The organism is Sphingomonas ginsenosidimutans (genome assembly GCF_002374835.1).
In the GTDB taxonomy this organism is placed as follows: domain Bacteria; phylum Pseudomonadota; class Alphaproteobacteria; order Sphingomonadales; family Sphingomonadaceae; genus Sphingomonas; species Sphingomonas ginsenosidimutans.
Window position 1 is genome coordinate 65,016 of record NZ_NWVD01000001.1, and the last position, 15,684, is coordinate 80,699.

Genomic DNA, 15,684 nt, shown 5'->3' on the forward strand with positions numbered 1-15,684 from the left:
CGCGCCGACCTGCAATCCAACCCGCTTGCGCGCGCGCGACGCCTCCACTAGGGCGTGTCGCTTCCAGTGCATGCGGAGCGGTGGCCGAGTGGTCGAAGGCGCTCGCCTGGAAAGTGAGTATACGGCAAAACCGTATCGAGGGTTCGAATCCCTCCCGCTCCGCCATTCTCGCCCCCTGCTGGCCTCGCAAAATCCACAGAAATTTGCTATGAAACCGCAGAAATCAGCGGTTTTTTCGTCACGCGGAATTTCACGTGGTCCGACACCATCCCGCCAAATGTGTGGGGGTAATTTGGAGTGTGGTGCGATGGGAAATCTCACTGCAACCAAGGTCCGGGCATTGAACGAGCCGGGGCGATATTCCGACGGCGACGGCCTTTTTTGGGAAATGAACAGCAAGGAGTCGGGCCGTGGGCTGCTGCGAGTGCAATCTGGGGGGCGGCGCAGGGACATAAGGCCTGGGCTTGTTGAAAGCCGTTTCTCTCGCTGATGCCTGCGAGGCAGCGCTCCTGATCCGGAAGAAGATTGCACAAGGCATCGACCCTGTCGCCGAGCGGCAGGTCACTCCGACGTTCCGCAAGGCCGCCGAGATGGTCCACGAGGAACACCAGAAAGCCTGGAAAAACGGCAAGTATCAGGATCAGTGGATCGCGACGTTGAAGAGCTACGCCTTCCCCAAGATGGACGACCGCCTGGTCAGCGAAATCGAAGGCCCCCGGATACGGGACGTGCTGGCTCCCATCTGGCTGACGAAGCCCCAAACGGCGCGCCGTGTACGGCAACGCATCGGCAGCCTCGAGCATCAATGGGGGCAGGGGCGTGAGCTGCTGACCGACAACTCCATCCTCGTCGTCGACGAGGCCGGGATGATCTGCACCCGCCAGCGCGAGCGGGTGATTGCGGATGCCGAGAGGTGCGGCGCCAGGTCGTGTTGGTCGGCGACCCCGAACAGCTCCAAGCGATCGAAGCAGGCGCGGGATTCCGTAACGTGGCTGAGCGCCATGGCAGTGTCGAGATCACCGACATCCGCCGCCGGCGTGAGGACTGGCGACATGTCGCGACACACCAGCTCGCTACCGAGCGAACCGGAGAAGCACTTGCGGCATACCAGCAGCATGACCCGATCTATGTTGCCGAGACGCGCGAGGCGGCGCGGGTCGATCTCATCGACAACCGGGACCGGCAACGTCAAGCGGAGTCCGGTGCCAGTCGCATCATCCTCACTCACATCAATGACGAGGTGGCGCGGCTCAACCAAGCGGCGCGTAGCCGAGTGCGGGCACGAGCAGAACTCGGTGACGACGCCGCCCTGCAGGTCGAGAAGGGCAAGCGGCATTTTGCTACCGGCGACCGGGGGATGTTCGGGCGCAACGAGCGCAACGTATCAGCGATAGCACCGATCGCGCTGCCGACTGCGAAGAGAGCCAGTCCGATGAACACCGGTCGCGTATGCCCGGTCGCATCGGTCACCGGACCGACGATGAGCTGACCCAGCGCAAAGGTCACGAAGAATGCGCTGAACGTCCACGCCAGTGCTGACTGCCCGACCGAAAGGTCGCGCGCCATCGCCGCAAAGGCCGGCAGCATGATGTTGGTCGCCAGCGCGCCAAGTGCGGCCAAGCCGGCCAGCATCGCGAGCCGCCGAGGACCGATCGAGCTGGCAGCGATGCCCCGGGGCGACAGCCTGCGGCGTCATCGCGTGGTGGCCACGTCGATCACCACCTTGCCCTTTGCATGTCCGCTATCGAGATAGGCCATCGCGTCGTTGACGGCATCGAAGCCGAAGCGTCGGTCGATCACCGGCTTGATCGTCCCGGCTTCGACAAGTGTCGTGATCCGGGCAAGCTGCGCGCCATCCGCGCGCATGAACAGAAACCGGTAATCCACCCCGCGTGCCCGTGCCTTGCGCCGGACACCCAGGCTCAACAAACCCATGATGAAACGCATGACGGGGTTCATGCCCTGCGCGCGAGCGAAGGCGGGGTCCGGCGGGCCGGAGAGCGAAACCAGCGTCCCGCCCGGCGCCATTACGTTGAGCGAGCGGACAAGCGTCTTCGCATCCTGGTTGGCGAGGACGAAGTCCTGATCGCGTAGCTGATCAGTAAAGTCCTGCGTGCGGTAATCAATGACAGTATCGGCGCCGAGGCTGCGGACCAGCGCCTCGCCGGCGCTGCTCGCAGTCGTGGCGACTGTCGCGCCGAGGTGTTTGGCCAGCTGGATCGCGATCGTCCCGACGCCGCCCGCGCCCGCGTGGATCAGCAACCTGCTGCCCGCGCCGACGCGGCCGATGTCGACCAGCGCCTGCGACGCGGTCAGCGCGACCAGCGGCAGCGACGCCGCCTCCACCAGCGACACGTTCGCCGGCGCGGGAGCCACGTCTTCGGCCGGCACCGCGATCCGCTCCGCCAACGTGCCGATCCGGCCGTCGCGCGGCCGCGCGTAGACTTCGTCACCGATGGCGAAACCGCGCACGGAACGGCCCACCGCGAAGACGCGGCCGGCAACATCGTGACCGAGGACGAACGGCGGCTTGTACGGCAGCAAAAGCTTGAAGGCCCCGTCGCGGATTTTGCTGTCGAGCGGATTGAGGGCTGCGGCATGCACCTCGATCAGGACGTCTCCGTCGCCGACGACCGGATCGGGCAGGTCGACGAGGCGCAGCGGCGTGCCCTTGCCGTACCGCTGGACGACCCAGCCCCTCACGCGCCGTGACTTGTATAGCGCGGCGCGGGCATGGTCTGCGCGAACCCGGGCAGCATCGCCAGCCTTGCGGCTTGATACGCGTCCCACTGCCCAGCGTCGTGAAGCGGCGGAATGGTGACCGGCTCGCGCTGATCGAACCCGGCGAGCGCGGCGTCGACCAGCGCACCGACCTCCATCATCGGCGGCAATGCGGCGGGATCGGCCCCCGCACGGCTCCAGATGTCGGTCGCCGTCGCGGCGGGCAGCACGGCCTGAACGTAGATACCCTTCGGCCCGAGTTCGTGCGCCAGCCCCTGCGACAGGGACAGGACGAACGCCTTGGTGGCTCCGTAGACGGTCTGGCCGAACTCCGGGGCCAGCCCGACGACCGAACCGATGTTGATGATCGCGCCGGTGCCATTCTCCACCAGACGCGGCGCGATGGCATGGGCGAGCCGCATCACCGCGGTGGCGTTGACCGCGACGAGCCGCGCGAGATCCGCCGCCTCCTGCCGGTCGAACCGCCCGGCCTTGGAGATACCGGCGTTGTTGACGAGCAGCCCGATCCCCGCATCGTCCCGAAGCCGGGCCTCGACCGCCGCGATGTCCGCTTCTTCGGCCAGATCCGCACGCAGGATGTCGATCGAAACTCCGAATTCGGCGCGTAGCCGGCCCGCCAATGCCTCCATCTTCGGCGCATCGCGCGCGACGAGGACAATATCGTGGCCGCGCCGGGCGAGCCTATCGGCGTAAGTCGCACCTATTCCCGAGGAAGCCCCGGTGACGAGCGCGGTGGGAAGGTCGGGCATCAAAAGGACTCCACGATCATTATCATGACGATCATCATGATATTTGCTAAATATGACGCGCATCATATATGTCAATGAACATGTGGAGGTTCGGATGAGGGTCAATCGCGAGCAGATGCGCGCGAACCGGGAACGGATCCTGAGCGAGGCGGGACGGCTGTTCCGCGAAAGAGGGTTCGAGAACGTCGGCGTTGCCGAGGTCATGCGCGCGGCCGGCATGACGCACGGCGGCTTCTACGGTCATTTCGCGTCGAAGGACGATCTGGTGATGCAGACGCTGACCCAGCTTTTCGCGCCGCGCGATGCCGCTTCCGATCCGGCGATGACGGACTTCCTCGACGTCTATCTTTCGCCAGAACACCGGGATTCGCCGGGGACCGGATGTCCCACCGCGGCGCTGTCGGTCGACGCGGCCCGTCAAACCGAGGCCGCTCGCCGCTCGCTGTCAGCCGGGATCGAAGCGCAGATCGCGCGGATGGCGGCGCGCCTCGGCGACGAGGCAGGCGGCCACAATCGTGTGGCGGCCACGGGCATATGGGCGGCGATGGTTGGAGCACTGGTGCTTGCGCGTGCCGCCGACGCTCCGCTATCGGACCGCATCCTCGCCGACGCGAAGGCCTGGATCGCCGGGCGTCTCGACGCGCCCGGCGATACCTAGCAGCCCAGGCGCTCGGCCAGTTCGCCGAAGTCGCCGGCAACCCAGTCCCAGTCCTGCCGCGCCGCTGCATCCGGGGCCTCGCGGCCGCCATATTCCAGCGGGCGCCCGACAAAAGCAGTCGCCAGACCGCAGGCGCGCGCGGCGGCCAGATCGCTGTGGTGCGCGGCGACGAGACACAGATCAGCGGGCGCAACGTCGAGTATCCGCGCAGTTGCCTCGTATGCACGCGGATCGGGCTTGTAAAAGCCGGTCACTTCCGCTCCGAGGATAGCATCCCACGGCAAGCCCCCGCGGCGCGCCATCGCAAGCATCAGCGCGACATTGCCGTTGCTGAGCGTCACGATCGGAAAGCGCGCCTTAAGCCGCGTCAGCCCGGCGACTGCGTCGGGCCACGGATCGAGCCGGTGCCACGCGCGGTTCCAGTCGGTGAGCAGTTCTTGGTCGAGCACGGCCGGATCGACATCGATGCCGCGCAACGCCGCCTCCAGCATCTCGCGGTGAAGCACGTCGAGCGGCACGAACGCGCGCCCCGACACGGCATAGTCTTGCATTGTACGCAGATATTGCATCCGCCAGACGTCGGCGAACTGCGCGGGATCGACGTCGGCCCGGCCGATCGCCGCGAGGAAGCTGATCGATTCCCGCGCCACACTCCCGCGCCAGTCGACCACCGTGCCGAACACGTCGAATGCCAGCACCTTCGGCAGAGCCCGTGTCATGACGCCCGATCCTCCGCTTATTGCTGGAAGGCTCCGCGTTGCCCGCTTGCCGCCTCGAACACCAGCAATGTCGAGGTAGCGGTCGCACACAGCCGGCCGTCGCCGTCAACCAAATTCGCCTCCGAAAAGGCGACGCGCCGGCCGAGCGAGATCAGACGCCCCTCGGCACGCACCGTGCCGCTTCGCTCGGTCAGGCCGCGCTGATACGAGACCTTCAGTTCAAGCGTCGTGTGGCCCATCCCCTCACCGAGAGCGGAGGCGACCGCGACGCCGCAGGCGCTGTCGAGCATCGTGGCCGCATAGCCGCCGTGCACCCCGCCCAGCGGATTGTAGACGCTGCGGTCGGGCGTCCCCTCGAACACCACCCGCCCGCGTTCCGCTTCGACCAGCCGGATGCCTAGCGTGCGTCCCATCGGCGGCTGGCGATCGTGCGCTATCCAGTCGCGAAGCAGCATGAGTCCGTAGGGTTCGTCGGTATCATCGGTCATGTAGTTCTCCAGCGATACGGCGTCATGCGAGCGCCGGTTGCGGCAGGGCTTCGCTTGCGGCCGGCGACGAAGGCGGCCGGATGCGGAACCACAGCGAATAGAGCGCCGGCAGGAACACGAGCGTCAGGATCGTGCCGCCTATCGTGCCGCCGATCAGCGTGTACGCGAGCGAGCCCCAGAAGACCGAGAAGGTCAGCGGCACGAACGCGAATACCGCGGCCAGCGCGGTGAGCACCACGGGACGCGCGCGCTGGATCGTGGCTTCGACCAGCGCGTCGTACGGCGCCATCCCTTCCGCCTCGTTGGTGTGGATCTGCCCGATCAAGATCAGCGTGTTGCGCATGATGATTCCGGCGAGGCCGATCAGCCCCAGGATCGCGTTGAAGCCGAAAGATTGCCCGAACAGCAGCAACGTCGGCACCACGCCCACGAGCGATAGTGGCGCCGTCAGCAACACCATCGCAAGTGCCGCGAACGAGCGGACCTGCAGCATGATGACGATCATCATCAGGATGAGCATGACCGGGAAGACCTTGGCGAGCGCGGCATTCGCCTTGCTCGATTCCTCATACGCCGCGCCCGGCTCGATCGCATAGCCCGGCGGGAGGCTGGCGATCAGGGGTTCGAGCTTCGCCAGCACCTCCTTCGTCACTGCCGGCGGCTGGCGGCCGTCGGCCGCATCGGCACGCACGGTGATGGTCGGCTGGCGGTCCCAGCGGCGCAGGATCGGTTCCTCCATCGCGATTTCCAACCGACCCGCCTGTTCGAGCGGGACGCGATCGCCGGCGCGCGTCGCCAGCGTCAGGTCGCCGATCCGCCGCGGATCGAGCCGCGCCGGCCCGTCGCTCCGCACGACGATCGCGACCGAGCGGATATCCTCGCGCACCTCGGTCACGATGGTGCCGCTGAGCGCGCTCTGAAGCTGTTCAGCCACCTCGCGCGAGCTGAGGCCCAGCGCAGTGATCCGGTCCTGGTCCACGCGCAGCCGCAGGACGGGCACGCGCTCCCCCCAGTCGGTGTTGACCGTACGCGCGTCGGGCGTAGCCACCATCAAGCGTTCCACGTCCGCCGCGATCGCGCGGACGCGCGCCGCGTCCGGCCCGATGACACGGAAGGTGACCGGCCACGGGAACGGCGGGCCGAAGACGACCTGCGACACGCGGATGCGGGCCTCCGGCACGAGCCCGTCGGCTGCCGCCTGGCGGATGCGCAGCTTCAGGCTGTCGCGCGTTTCTTCGTTCGGCGTAAGTACCACGATCTTAGCGAACGACGGGTCGGGCAGCTCCGGCGAGATATTGAGGACGAAGCGCGGAGCGCCTTGCCCGACATAGGCAGTGACGATGCGCGCTTCGGGCTGGCGGCGAAGCCAGGCCTCTACCTTCGCGGTGGCGCGGCTGGTCGCCTCAATCGCCGTGCCCTCGGGCATCTGGACCTCGACCAGCACTTCGGGTCGGTCCGAGTTCGGGAAGAACTGCTGATCGATCAGCCCGACACCGAGAAGCGCGACGACGAACAATCCGGCAACTGCGCCGGTGACCAGCTTCTTGCGTGCCACGATGGTGGCGATGGCTCGGCGCAACCTTTGGTACGCGGGTGTACCGTAGATGTGATCATGGCCGCCGGCGACGCGCTGGATATTTGGCAGCAGCTTCACCCCGATATACGGAGTGAACGCGACCGCCACGATCCAGGACGCGAGCAGCGCGAAGGTCACCACCCAGAAGATGTTGCCGGCATATTCGCCCGCGCCCGACTGCGCGAAGCCGACCGGCATCAGCCCGATCGCCGTGACCAGCGTGCCGGCCAGCATCGGTGCGGCGGTGTGGCCCCAGGCCCAGGTCGAGGCGGCGATCCGGTCGACGCCCTCCTCCATCTTCACCACCATCGCCTCGATGATGATGATCGCATCGTCGACGAGCAGGCCGAGCGAGAGGATCAACGCGCCCAGCGTGATCCGATCGAAATCACGGCCCGTCGCCTGCATGGTGACGAACACCGCCGCCAGTGTCAGCGGCACCGCCGCGGCGACCACCACACCGACCCGCCAGCCCAGGCTGATGAGGCTGATCGCGATCACCACCGCCAACGCGACGACGAACTTCAGCATAAATTCGCCATAGGCCTCGGCGATGTTCACCGACTGGTCGGTCACCTGCTCGAAGCTGACACCGAGCGGCAGTTCGGCCGCGATTCTTGACGCCGTTACCTTCAGATCGCGTCCGAGTTGCAGGCCATTGTAGCGCTCGCGCATCACCACGCCCAGTTCCAGCGCCGGCTCGCCTTGGTGACGGATCAGATAGGTCGGCGGATCTTCGTAGCCTCGCCGGACGTCGGCGACGTCGCCCAGTTTCAGGCTTCGCCCGGCCGCCGCCACCGGCGTCGCGCGGATCGTCTCGAGGTCGTCGATCGCGCCATCGATCCGCACCTGCACCTGCGGCCCGCTCGTCTCTATCGCGCCGGCCGGGGTCAGCAGGTTGCGATCGGCGAGCGCGGCGAATACGTCGCGTGGTGCGACGCCCAGCGCGGCGAGGCGGGCGTTCGAGAAGTCGACGAAGATGCGCTCGGGCCGCTCGCCCAGGATCAGCACCTTCTTCACTCCCGGCACGGCGAGCAGCCGATCGCGCACGCGCTCCGCCTCGCGCGCCAGCCGGCGCGGCGGGACGCCCCGCGCCTTGAGCGCGTAAAGCGCGAAGGTCACGTCACCGAATTCGTCGTTGATGAACGGCCCCGCGACGCCGCGCGGCAATTTGGGTGCCTCGTCGGTCAGCTTCTTGCGCGCCTGGTAGATCTGCTCGGGCACCAGCTTCGGCGGGATCGTGTCCTTTAGCCACAATGTGGTGAAGGCGAAGCCTGGCCGGGTGAACGTCTCGGCACGATCATAATAGGTCAGTTCCTGCATCCGCTTTTCCAGCGGCTCGGCGACCTGGTCCTGCATCTCCTGCGCGGTGGCGCCCGGCCAGGCGGTGGCGAAGGTGATGACCTTGATCGTGAAGCTCGGATCCTCCGCGCGACCGAGATTGAGGAATGCGAACAGCCCGGCGACCGAGATCGCGACGATCAGGAACAGCGTGACGGCGCGCTCGCGCACCGCCAGCGCGGAGATGTTGATACCGCTCACAGCCGGCCGCCGGCAGCGCGGGTGGGGCGGACGGCCTGTCCGTCGCGCAACAGATGCGCTCCCACCGCGACGAAGGCCTCGCCGGGGCGCAGCCCGCGCGTGACCGTCGCCTCCTCATCGCCCAGTGCCGCGAGCGTCACCGGGCGCCACCGTACGTGGCGGCGATCGGCGCTGAGGATCCACACCCCCGGCCCCTTGCCCGCGTCATGTAATGCCGCGATCGGCACGCGCACGCCACCTTCGGCCGCGTTGGTACCGGCACTGGGAATCGCGATCGTCACGGTCGAGCCGAGCGCTGCCACCGCGGCGCTGCCGAGCAGCACGTATCGGGCTTCGAACGTGCGGGTGCGCGGATCGGCGGCATCCGATAATTGCCGCAGGCGCGCGGGACTTTGGCGGCCGCCGTCATAAAGCGTCGCGGTGGCGAGCGAGCCGATCGCGGGCCGAATCGTCTCGGGCAGGCTCACCACCGCCTCGCGTGGCCCCGCCTCGGCGAGGCGCAGTACCGGCTGCCCGGCGGCGACGATCTGTCCCGGCTCGGCCAGCGTCGCGACGACCACCCCGGCGTGTCCGGCGCGCAGCACGGCATAGCGCGTCTCGTTGCGCGCCACCCCTGCCTGCGCCTCGGCGGCGCGTAGTTGCGCCGCAGCCGCGGCGGCGGCGGTCTTTGCCTGATCGTAGGTAAGCGCGGAAATCGCGCCGGCGTCGACCAGATCGCGGTAGCGCCGCTCCTCCGACGCCGCTTGCATCGCGCGTGCGCGCGCCGCCGCAACGGCCTGCCCCTGCGCCGCGGCGGCGAGCCCGAGGTCGTTTGAATCGAGCCGCAGTAGGTCCTGCCCTGCACGCACCGTATCGCCGACGTCGACGAGCCGCTGCGTGATCCGCCCGCCGACACGAAAGCCCAGATCGGACTGGACGCGCGACGCGACGACGCCCGAGAAGCTGCGCTCTCCATCGGTCGCCTGACCTGCGGTGGCGATACGAACGACGGGTGGCAGGGTGCGCGGATCGCGCTCTGCGTTGCCGCATCCGGCAAGAGCGGTCGCCGCCGCGATCACGCCCAAGACTGTCGTCCGTCCCATTCCGCTGTCCCCGGCCAGTACCCCGCCGAGATGCAGTGAAGTGACGATACTGTCAATCGGTCACGACGTTGAAAGTACCTGGCAGCGCGTCACGGCGCCAGACTGCGCAGGATGAGGCTCGTCGCTTCGTTCACGCCGCGGGCCAGATCGTCGAGATTGTGCTGCAGCATGACCGGGTTGACAAACGGCTGCATCGCGCCGGCGATGGCGCGGCATGTTTCGTCGAGCGGAGTCTTGCGCTCGAACTCTCCGGTCTTGCGTCCCTCGGCGATGATCTCCGCCAGGATGACATGGATCTGCGCGATATAGGCCTGCGATGACGGCCACTTTTCGGCACAGGAATAGACGGCCAGGTCGAACAGCTTACGATCCGCAAAGCATACGGTAAGCGTTGAACTTGTCATTGTCTCGACAAGGCTACGCAATTTCTGCGTGGCACTTCCGCCGTCATCCACCGCCTTCTTCACCTCGGCCAGGATCTGGTCGAGCAGACTGGCACAGATCGCCTGGCCGATTCCCTGCTTCGAATCGAAGAATTTGTAGATGTACGCCTTCGACACGCCGATATCGCGCGCCAGGTCGGATACGGTCGTCTTGCCATAACCGTGGCGACGGAAATGGCCGTGCGCTGCGCCGAGGATCTGGTCGCGGACGGCGTGATCCTGCGGGCCGCGGGCGGAGGACACCGCTTGCTGTATCGGATCGGTCATGCGCCATGACTACGAGGCGAACCGCCGTTTGACAATTGGTGACTGCTCAAGATATAGGTCACTCCCCTAATGGGTGGGGGTAAATAATGCGAGCAATAACCGCTGGCGGAACGTTCGCCGCTATCGCCGCGCTCGTGGGATGCACTACCGGTCCGGACTATCACGCGCCAACGGTTGCGCTCGCGCCCACCTATCTTGCAACGTCCCGCGTCGTGGTTGGCTCGCAGGCGATCTCGGCCGATTGGTGGAACGGGTTCGGCGACCCGCAATTGACCCGCCTCGTCGAACAGGCCCTGCGCGATAATCAGGACATCGCGCAGGCTGCCGCACGCGTAGCGCAGGCCCGCGCCGGCCTGCGTATGAGCGAGGCGGCGCTGCTGCCATCGGGACAAGTGAGCGCAAATGCCGGGTATGCCTATCAGTCGCTGGAGACGCCGACAGGCCGCGCGCTCGGCGCCTTCCCGGCGTTTCAGCGTGGCACCGACCTCTACGATGCCGGATTGGGCGCGAGCTGGGAAATCGATTTCTTCGGCGGACTGCGTCGCGGACGCGAGGCGGCGCGCGCGGACTGGTTCGCGTCCCGTGCGGGACTTGCGGCGGCGCAGGTCGCCGTCGCCGCCGAGACGGCTGACGCCTATGTCGCGATCCGTGCGCTGCAACGGCGCATCGGGATAGCCGAGGAGCAGGAAAAGACGCAGGCGCGACTCACCGACGTGGTGGGCCTTCGCTACCGACGCGGCGTGGCGGCGGAACGCGAATGGCGCCAGTCGGAAGGCGCGCTGGCGCAAGTGCGCGCGGGCATTCCGGTGCTGCGCGCGGGACTGGTTGCGGCAATGACTTCGCTTGACGTGCTGCTCGGCCGGGCGCCCGGCACTGCACAGACGGAACTCGCGAAACCAGCAGCTATTCCCGCCCCGCCACCGCTCGGCAATGTCGGCACACCGGCCGACCTGCTGCGCCGCCGCCCCGACGTGATCGCCGCCGAACAGCGGTTGATCGCGGCAAATGCGCGTATCGGGCAGGCGATGGCCGAATATTATCCGAAAATCTCGCTTTCGGCGCTTCTCGGCGTCGCGGCAACGGCACCGCGTGCGCTTGTCGGCGGCAGCGCGGTGCAGGGGCAGGGCTTTGCGGGGCTGCGGTGGCGATTGTTCGACTTCAAGCGGATCGACGCGGAGATAGCCGCGGCGCGCGGGCGCGATGCGGAGGCGCTCGCGGCTTATCGCCAGGCAGTGCTGCGGGCGACGAAGGATGTGGAGGACGCGCTGTCTGCGGTCGTCGAACGGGGGGCACAGGCGCATACGCTCGAGATCGGCGAAACCAGTCTCGTGCGTGCGCGCGACGCGTCTCAGGCGGCCTATCGCGGCGGCGTGATAAGTCTGTTCGAGAGACTCGACGCTGATGCGCGTCTGCTCGCAACGCGCGACGCCCGGGCGCAGGCAGACGCCGCGCGCACCGAAGCGACGATTGCGACGTTCCGCGCACTCGGCGGCGGGTGGCGGCCGGACCACCCCGCGTCGTGATCGACCACGATGCGACGATTGGCCTAGATTCCCGGTCGCACTTGGCCAGATGAACGAACGGCAAAACCGCGTAAGCGGGCTGGGGGTGCAGAGCGGCCGATTGTGGGTCTGACTGTCGCAGCAGGTACCGGCCAACAAGCGCCGTTCGACGGCCAAGCATCCGAAGGCAGCTTCTGCCAGAGCATGCCATTTTTTGAGCGCGAAACAGGTTTCCGGTGTGACGTGACCCCGATCATTCATCTATCGCAACCGGAGACCGACCGGTGTCGTCGCGCATGAGCGCAGGTGAAGCAACCGGCGGAGTTACGCCCCGTTGCTGTTCGCGCCCGGCAGCAGGTCAGGTCTCGCGCTTCAAGGCAGGCCGGCGCGTCGAGCGAACCCGTCATCAGGCATCAAGATATAAAGATATCTTTATATATCGCTTGACGCCGATGGTTCGATGATATTCAATCAGCGTGTCGAGGTTCCCCATCCCAGGCATGGCGATGGGGCTAAGACGGGAAGCCGGTGGTGTCCTTCAGGGCAGAATCCGGCGCTGCCCCCGCAACTGTAAGCGGCGAGTAGCGGCTCCATTTCGTGTCACTGGGTTCTCGCAAGGGGCCTGGGAAGGCCGGAGCCGCCGCGTTGACCCGCAAGCCAGGAAACCTGCCTTTCGACGCCATAACGTTCCTCGGACGGGGGTTCCTCCGGTGGATCGCGCTTGATGCTTGCAGTCCGTGGTTTGCCGCCATCCGGGCCTGTTCATGCCTTGCGCGCTTTCGCCTGACCTTCCGCCCGCAAAGCTGGGTGAGTCATGACGAATAGCGGCTTCACATTCTCGATCAGCAGTATCCCGTTCGACGAGGATTATCGTCCGGCCGACAACACGCGCATCACCACGAACTTCGCCAATCTCGCGCGGGGCGAAAGCCGCCGCGAGAATTTGCGCAATACGCTGGTGATGATCGACCGCCGGTTCAACGCGCTGATGCATTGGGACAACCCCACGGGCGATCGCCACGCGGTAGAGCTGAAGATCATCTCTGTCGCGCTCCGCACCGCGGGTGGCGGGGGCGACGAAGCCGTCCCGCTGATCGAGATGCTGCACGCGACGGTCACGGACAGGACGAGCGGCGAGCGCACCGACGGCATGGTCGGCAACAATTTCTCGTCCTACCTGCGGGACTACGACTTCAGCGTCGTGCTGCTCGATCACGTCAAGGCCGCAGGGGGCGGCGCGCCGGAGGATTTCGGCGACCTGCACGGCAAGCTGTTCAAGCGCTTCCTGGAGTCCAGCGCCTATCGCGACACCTTCCGCAAAGCCCCGGTGATCTGCCTGAGCGTATCGAGCAGGCACGTCTATCACCGGACCGCCAACGTGCATCCGATCCTCGGCGTCGAGTACCGCGACGACCGGCCGTCCCCGACTGACCAGTATTTCGCGAAGATGGGTATGAAGGCTCGCTACTTCATGCCGCCGCACAGCGTGGCGCCACTCGCCTTCTACCATATCGGCGATCTGGTCAGCGACTATACCAACCTCGAACTCGCCAGCACGATCGCCACGATGGAGACCTTCCAGAAGATCTACCGTCCCGAAATCTACAATGCCAATTCCGTAGCGGCGGAGCAGTACCGGCCGAGCCTGACGTATCAGGACTATTCGCTGACCCGCATCATCTACGACCGCGAGGAGCGCAGCCGGCTTGCCGTCGAGCAGGGCAAATTCGCCGAAGAGAACATCATCAGACCGTACGGCGCGGCGCTGAAGCGCTGGTCCGCGACCTGCGGCCTCTAATCCCCACGACACGAAGGAATTTGCATCATGACGATAGTGTTGCCGACGACGACCGCGGGCAGCCTGCCCAAGCCATCCTGGCTTGCCCAGCCCGAGACCCTGTGGTCGCCGTGGAAACTGGAGGGCGAGGAACTGGTCGCGGGCAAGCGGGACGCGCTGCGCCTGGCGGTCGACGACCAGCGGCAGGCGGGTATCGATATTCTGGGCGACGGGGAGCAGACCCGCCAGCATTTCGTGACGACCTTCATCGAGCATCTCGACGGCGTCGACTTCGAGAAGCGCGAGACGGTGCGTATCCGCAATCGCTACGATGCCAGCGTGCCGACGGTCGTCGGCGCCGTCTCGCGCCCGAAGCCGGTGTTTGTCGACGACGCGCGCTTCCTGCGTGCGCAGACCGATCGACCGATCAAGTGGACGCTGCCCGGGCCGATGACGATGATCGACACCCTGTACGACGGACATTACCGGAGCCGAGAGAAGCTGGCCTGGGAGTTTGCCCGAATCCTCAACGAGGAAGCGCGCGAGCTGGAGGCGGCCGGGGTCGATATCATCCAGTTCGACGAACCCGCCTTCAACGTCTTCTTCGACGAGGCGAACGACTGGGGCATCGCGACGCTGGAGCGCGCGGCCGAGGGGCTGAAGGCCGAGACCGCGGTCCACATCTGCTACGGCTATGGCATCAAGGCCAATACCGACTGGAAGAAGACCCTAGGTTCCGAATGGCGCCAGTATGAGGGAACCTTCCCGAACCTCCAGAGGTCGAAGATCGATATCATCTCGCTGGAGTGCCAGAATTCGCGCGTGCCGATGGACCTGATCGAGCTCATCCGCGGAAAGAAGGTGATGGTCGGCGCGATCGACGTCGCGACGGGTACGATCGAGACACCGGAGCAGGTCGCCGAAACGCTGCGCCATGCGCTGCGCTTCGTCGATGCCGACAAGCTCTACCCGGCCACCAATTGCGGCATGGCGCCGCTGTCGCGCGAGGTCGCCCGTGGCAAGCTGAAGGCCCTGGGTGCGGGTGCGGCGATCGTCCGCAAGGAACTGGCCGCCTGAACGACAACGGCGTGGCCATCGTCGAGAGAGATACCGCCCGAACCCGCGCCGCGGCCGGTGCGAATGACGCTCTTTGTGGAGCCGCGCCGAAACGCCTATGAGAAGGGGGCGCGTCAGCCGTCCTTCCACCGTAACTCGTCCAGGTCATGCAAGCCGATCCCAACGACGTCCACCGCCGCGAACTGCCGCCGCTGACGGCGCTGGTCAGCTTTCTTGCGGCGGTCGAGACGAGCAGCTTTTCCCGTGCGGCGCAGCGCATGTCGTTGACCCAGAGCGCGATCAGCCGGCAGATCGCCCTGCTGGAGGGGTGGCTCGGCGTCGCCCTGTTCGAGCGCCGGGGGCGGCGGGTCGCTCCGACCCCGGCGGCGATCGCTTACGCCGAAGCGGTGGCGCCGGCGGTCGAGCAGTTGCGCAGCGCCACCCGACGGCTGCTGACCCCGGTGGCGGATCGGGCGCTGACCATCGCGACATTGCCCAGTTTCGGGATGCGATGGCTCGCGCCGCGCCTGCCCGGCTTGAGCGCTCGCCACCCGGACCTGCTGGTAAATATCGCGGCGCGATCCCACCCCTTCGACTTTGCGGAGGAGCGGTTCGACGCCGCGATCCACTTCGGTCTGCCGGACTGGCCGGGCGCCGAACATGCGCTGCTGTTCCACGAAGATGTCGCGCCCGTCTGTTCGCCCGATTGGTTGGCACGCCATCCGGTGGTTCAGCCGGCCGACCTGCTGGCGCACACGCTTCTGTCGCTACAGTCGCGGCCGGCGGCCTGGGCCGACTGGTTCGCCGCCGCCGGGCTGGCCGACGCGGCGATCGGTCAGGGGCCGGTCTACGAACATTTCCTGATGCTGGCGCATGCCGCGGCAGCGGGCATGGGCATGGCACTGATCCCGACATTCCTGATCCGGCCCGAACTGGCGTCGGGCGCGCTGGTGATGCCGATGGACGTCACCATGCGCGGGCCGGAGGCCTATTACCTCGTCTGGCCGCGCGATCACGGCGACGGCCCGCTGTTCGACCGCTTCCGCCGCTGGCTGCTGCACGAAGCCGCGGCGGAAGCGTGAG

13 protein-coding genes, 1 tRNA gene, 2 pseudogenes and 1 riboswitch are annotated in these 15,684 nt (G+C 66.7%); of the genes and pseudogenes, 8 read left to right on the forward strand and 8 right to left on the reverse strand.

Annotation, left to right across the window (positions count from 1 at the left end; genetic code table 11):
- Positions 1 to 74: 74 nt before the first annotated feature.
- The 3 genes and pseudogenes from COA17_RS00275 (at position 75) to COA17_RS00285 (ending at position 1,489) form a co-directional block, all read left to right on the forward strand.
- Positions 75 to 165, forward strand: a tRNA-Ser gene (locus COA17_RS00275).
- A 425-nt stretch (positions 166 to 590) separates the two neighbouring features.
- Positions 591 to 734, forward strand: a pseudogene (locus COA17_RS20130) (phage integrase central domain-containing protein); the annotation flags it as partial.
- 194 nt (positions 735 to 928) lie between these two features.
- Positions 929 to 1,489, forward strand: a complete 561-nt coding sequence (locus tag COA17_RS00285; protein WP_425442668.1) for an AAA family ATPase — start codon at positions 929 to 931, stop codon at positions 1,487 to 1,489.
- On the opposite strand, the pseudogene COA17_RS20135 reads toward COA17_RS00285, so the two are convergent.
- The 3 genes and pseudogenes from COA17_RS20135 to COA17_RS00300 all read right to left on the reverse strand — a co-directional run.
- A pseudogene (locus tag COA17_RS20135) lies at positions 1,450 to 1,632 on the reverse strand (MFS transporter); the annotation flags it as partial. The gene COA17_RS00285 and the pseudogene COA17_RS20135 overlap by 40 nt on opposite strands.
- Positions 1,633 to 1,692: 60 nt before the next feature.
- Positions 1,693 to 2,703, reverse strand: a complete 1,011-nt coding sequence (locus COA17_RS00295; RefSeq protein WP_096609410.1) for an NADP-dependent oxidoreductase — start codon at positions 2,701 to 2,703, stop codon at positions 1,693 to 1,695.
- Entirely contained in the window at positions 2,700 to 3,491 is a 792-nt protein-coding gene (locus COA17_RS00300; protein ID WP_096609412.1) for an SDR family NAD(P)-dependent oxidoreductase, read from the reverse strand. Before COA17_RS00300 ends, COA17_RS00295 begins: the two co-directional genes overlap by 4 nt.
- A 94-nt stretch (positions 3,492 to 3,585) precedes the next feature.
- Between COA17_RS00300 and COA17_RS00305 the strand changes: the two genes are divergently transcribed.
- A complete protein-coding gene (locus COA17_RS00305; protein WP_096610651.1) occupies positions 3,586 to 4,149 on the forward strand; it encodes a TetR/AcrR family transcriptional regulator in 564 nt (187 codons plus the stop codon).
- Here the strand turns inward: COA17_RS00305 and COA17_RS00310 are convergent.
- The 5 genes from COA17_RS00310 to COA17_RS00330 all read right to left on the reverse strand — a co-directional run bounded on the left by COA17_RS00310 (position 4,146) and on the right by COA17_RS00330 (position 10,266).
- On the reverse strand, positions 4,146 to 4,868 hold the full coding sequence (locus COA17_RS00310; RefSeq protein ID WP_096609414.1) for a haloacid dehalogenase type II: 723 nt from the start codon (positions 4,866 to 4,868) through the stop codon (positions 4,146 to 4,148). The genes COA17_RS00305 and COA17_RS00310 overlap by 4 nt on opposite strands.
- Positions 4,869 to 4,885: 17 nt before the next feature.
- Positions 4,886 to 5,356 carry a PaaI family thioesterase gene (locus COA17_RS00315; protein WP_096609416.1) on the reverse strand — a complete coding sequence of 157 codons (471 nt, stop codon included), beginning with the start codon at positions 5,354 to 5,356 and terminating at the stop codon, positions 4,886 to 4,888.
- Between the two features lie 22 nt (positions 5,357 to 5,378).
- Positions 5,379 to 8,474, reverse strand: a complete 3,096-nt coding sequence (locus COA17_RS00320; RefSeq protein WP_096609418.1) for an efflux RND transporter permease subunit — start codon at positions 8,472 to 8,474, stop codon at positions 5,379 to 5,381.
- Complete coding sequence (locus COA17_RS00325; RefSeq protein ID WP_096609420.1) at positions 8,471 to 9,556, reverse strand: efflux RND transporter periplasmic adaptor subunit; 1,086 nt, start codon at positions 9,554 to 9,556, stop codon at positions 8,471 to 8,473. The genes COA17_RS00320 and COA17_RS00325 overlap by 4 nt, the downstream gene beginning before the upstream one ends.
- An 89-nt stretch (positions 9,557 to 9,645) precedes the next feature.
- A complete protein-coding gene (locus COA17_RS00330) occupies positions 9,646 to 10,266 on the reverse strand; it encodes a TetR/AcrR family transcriptional regulator (protein WP_096609422.1) in 621 nt (206 codons plus the stop codon).
- An 86-nt stretch (positions 10,267 to 10,352) separates the two neighbouring features.
- On the opposite strand from COA17_RS00330, the gene COA17_RS00335 reads away from it, so the two are divergent.
- The 4 genes from COA17_RS00335 (at position 10,353) to COA17_RS00350 (ending at position 15,683) form a co-directional block, all read left to right on the forward strand.
- Complete coding sequence (locus COA17_RS00335; protein ID WP_096609424.1) at positions 10,353 to 11,789, forward strand: efflux transporter outer membrane subunit; 1,437 nt, start codon at positions 10,353 to 10,355, stop codon at positions 11,787 to 11,789.
- A 444-nt stretch (positions 11,790 to 12,233) separates the two neighbouring features.
- Positions 12,234 to 12,456, forward strand: a riboswitch (cobalamin riboswitch).
- A gap of 126 nt (positions 12,457 to 12,582) precedes the next feature.
- Positions 12,583 to 13,566 (forward strand): putative oxygenase MesX, encoded by a 984-nt coding sequence (locus COA17_RS00340; RefSeq protein ID WP_066491215.1) that lies wholly within the window; start codon positions 12,583 to 12,585, stop codon positions 13,564 to 13,566.
- A gap of 27 nt (positions 13,567 to 13,593) precedes the next feature.
- Positions 13,594 to 14,622, forward strand: coding sequence for a methionine synthase (locus tag COA17_RS00345; protein ID WP_096609426.1), 1,029 nt, complete (start codon positions 13,594 to 13,596; stop codon positions 14,620 to 14,622).
- A gap of 146 nt (positions 14,623 to 14,768) precedes the next feature.
- The gene (locus COA17_RS00350; protein ID WP_096609428.1) at positions 14,769 to 15,683 is read left to right on the forward strand and encodes a LysR substrate-binding domain-containing protein; all 915 of its coding nucleotides are present in this window, start codon (positions 14,769 to 14,771) and stop codon (positions 15,681 to 15,683) included.
- The last annotated feature ends 1 nt before the right edge of the window (position 15,684 follow it).

What these genes read in the sequence shown, in the direction of transcription:
- COA17_RS00300 (WP_096609412.1), bottom strand. Translation starts at nt 3,491, where the DNA reads ATGCCCGACCTTCCCACCGCGCTCGTCACCGGGGCTTCCTCGGGAATA.
- COA17_RS00310 (WP_096609414.1), bottom strand. Translation starts at nt 4,868, where the DNA reads ATGACACGGGCTCTGCCGAAGGTGCTGGCATTCGACGTGTTCGGCACG.
- COA17_RS00335 (WP_096609424.1), top strand. Translation starts at nt 10,353, where the DNA reads ATGCGAGCAATAACCGCTGGCGGAACGTTCGCCGCTATCGCCGCGCTC.
- COA17_RS00340 (WP_066491215.1), top strand. Translation starts at nt 12,583, where the DNA reads ATGACGAATAGCGGCTTCACATTCTCGATCAGCAGTATCCCGTTCGAC.
- COA17_RS00325 (WP_096609420.1), bottom strand. Translation starts at nt 9,556, where the DNA reads ATGGGACGGACGACAGTCTTGGGCGTGATCGCGGCGGCGACCGCTCTT.
- COA17_RS00305 (WP_096610651.1), top strand. Translation starts at nt 3,586, where the DNA reads ATGAGGGTCAATCGCGAGCAGATGCGCGCGAACCGGGAACGGATCCTG.
- COA17_RS00330 (WP_096609422.1), bottom strand. Translation starts at nt 10,266, where the DNA reads ATGACCGATCCGATACAGCAAGCGGTGTCCTCCGCCCGCGGCCCGCAG.
- COA17_RS00345 (WP_096609426.1), top strand. Translation starts at nt 13,594, where the DNA reads ATGACGATAGTGTTGCCGACGACGACCGCGGGCAGCCTGCCCAAGCCA.
- COA17_RS00315 (WP_096609416.1), bottom strand. Translation starts at nt 5,356, where the DNA reads ATGACCGATGATACCGACGAACCCTACGGACTCATGCTGCTTCGCGAC.
- COA17_RS00350 (WP_096609428.1), top strand. Translation starts at nt 14,769, where the DNA reads ATGCAAGCCGATCCCAACGACGTCCACCGCCGCGAACTGCCGCCGCTG.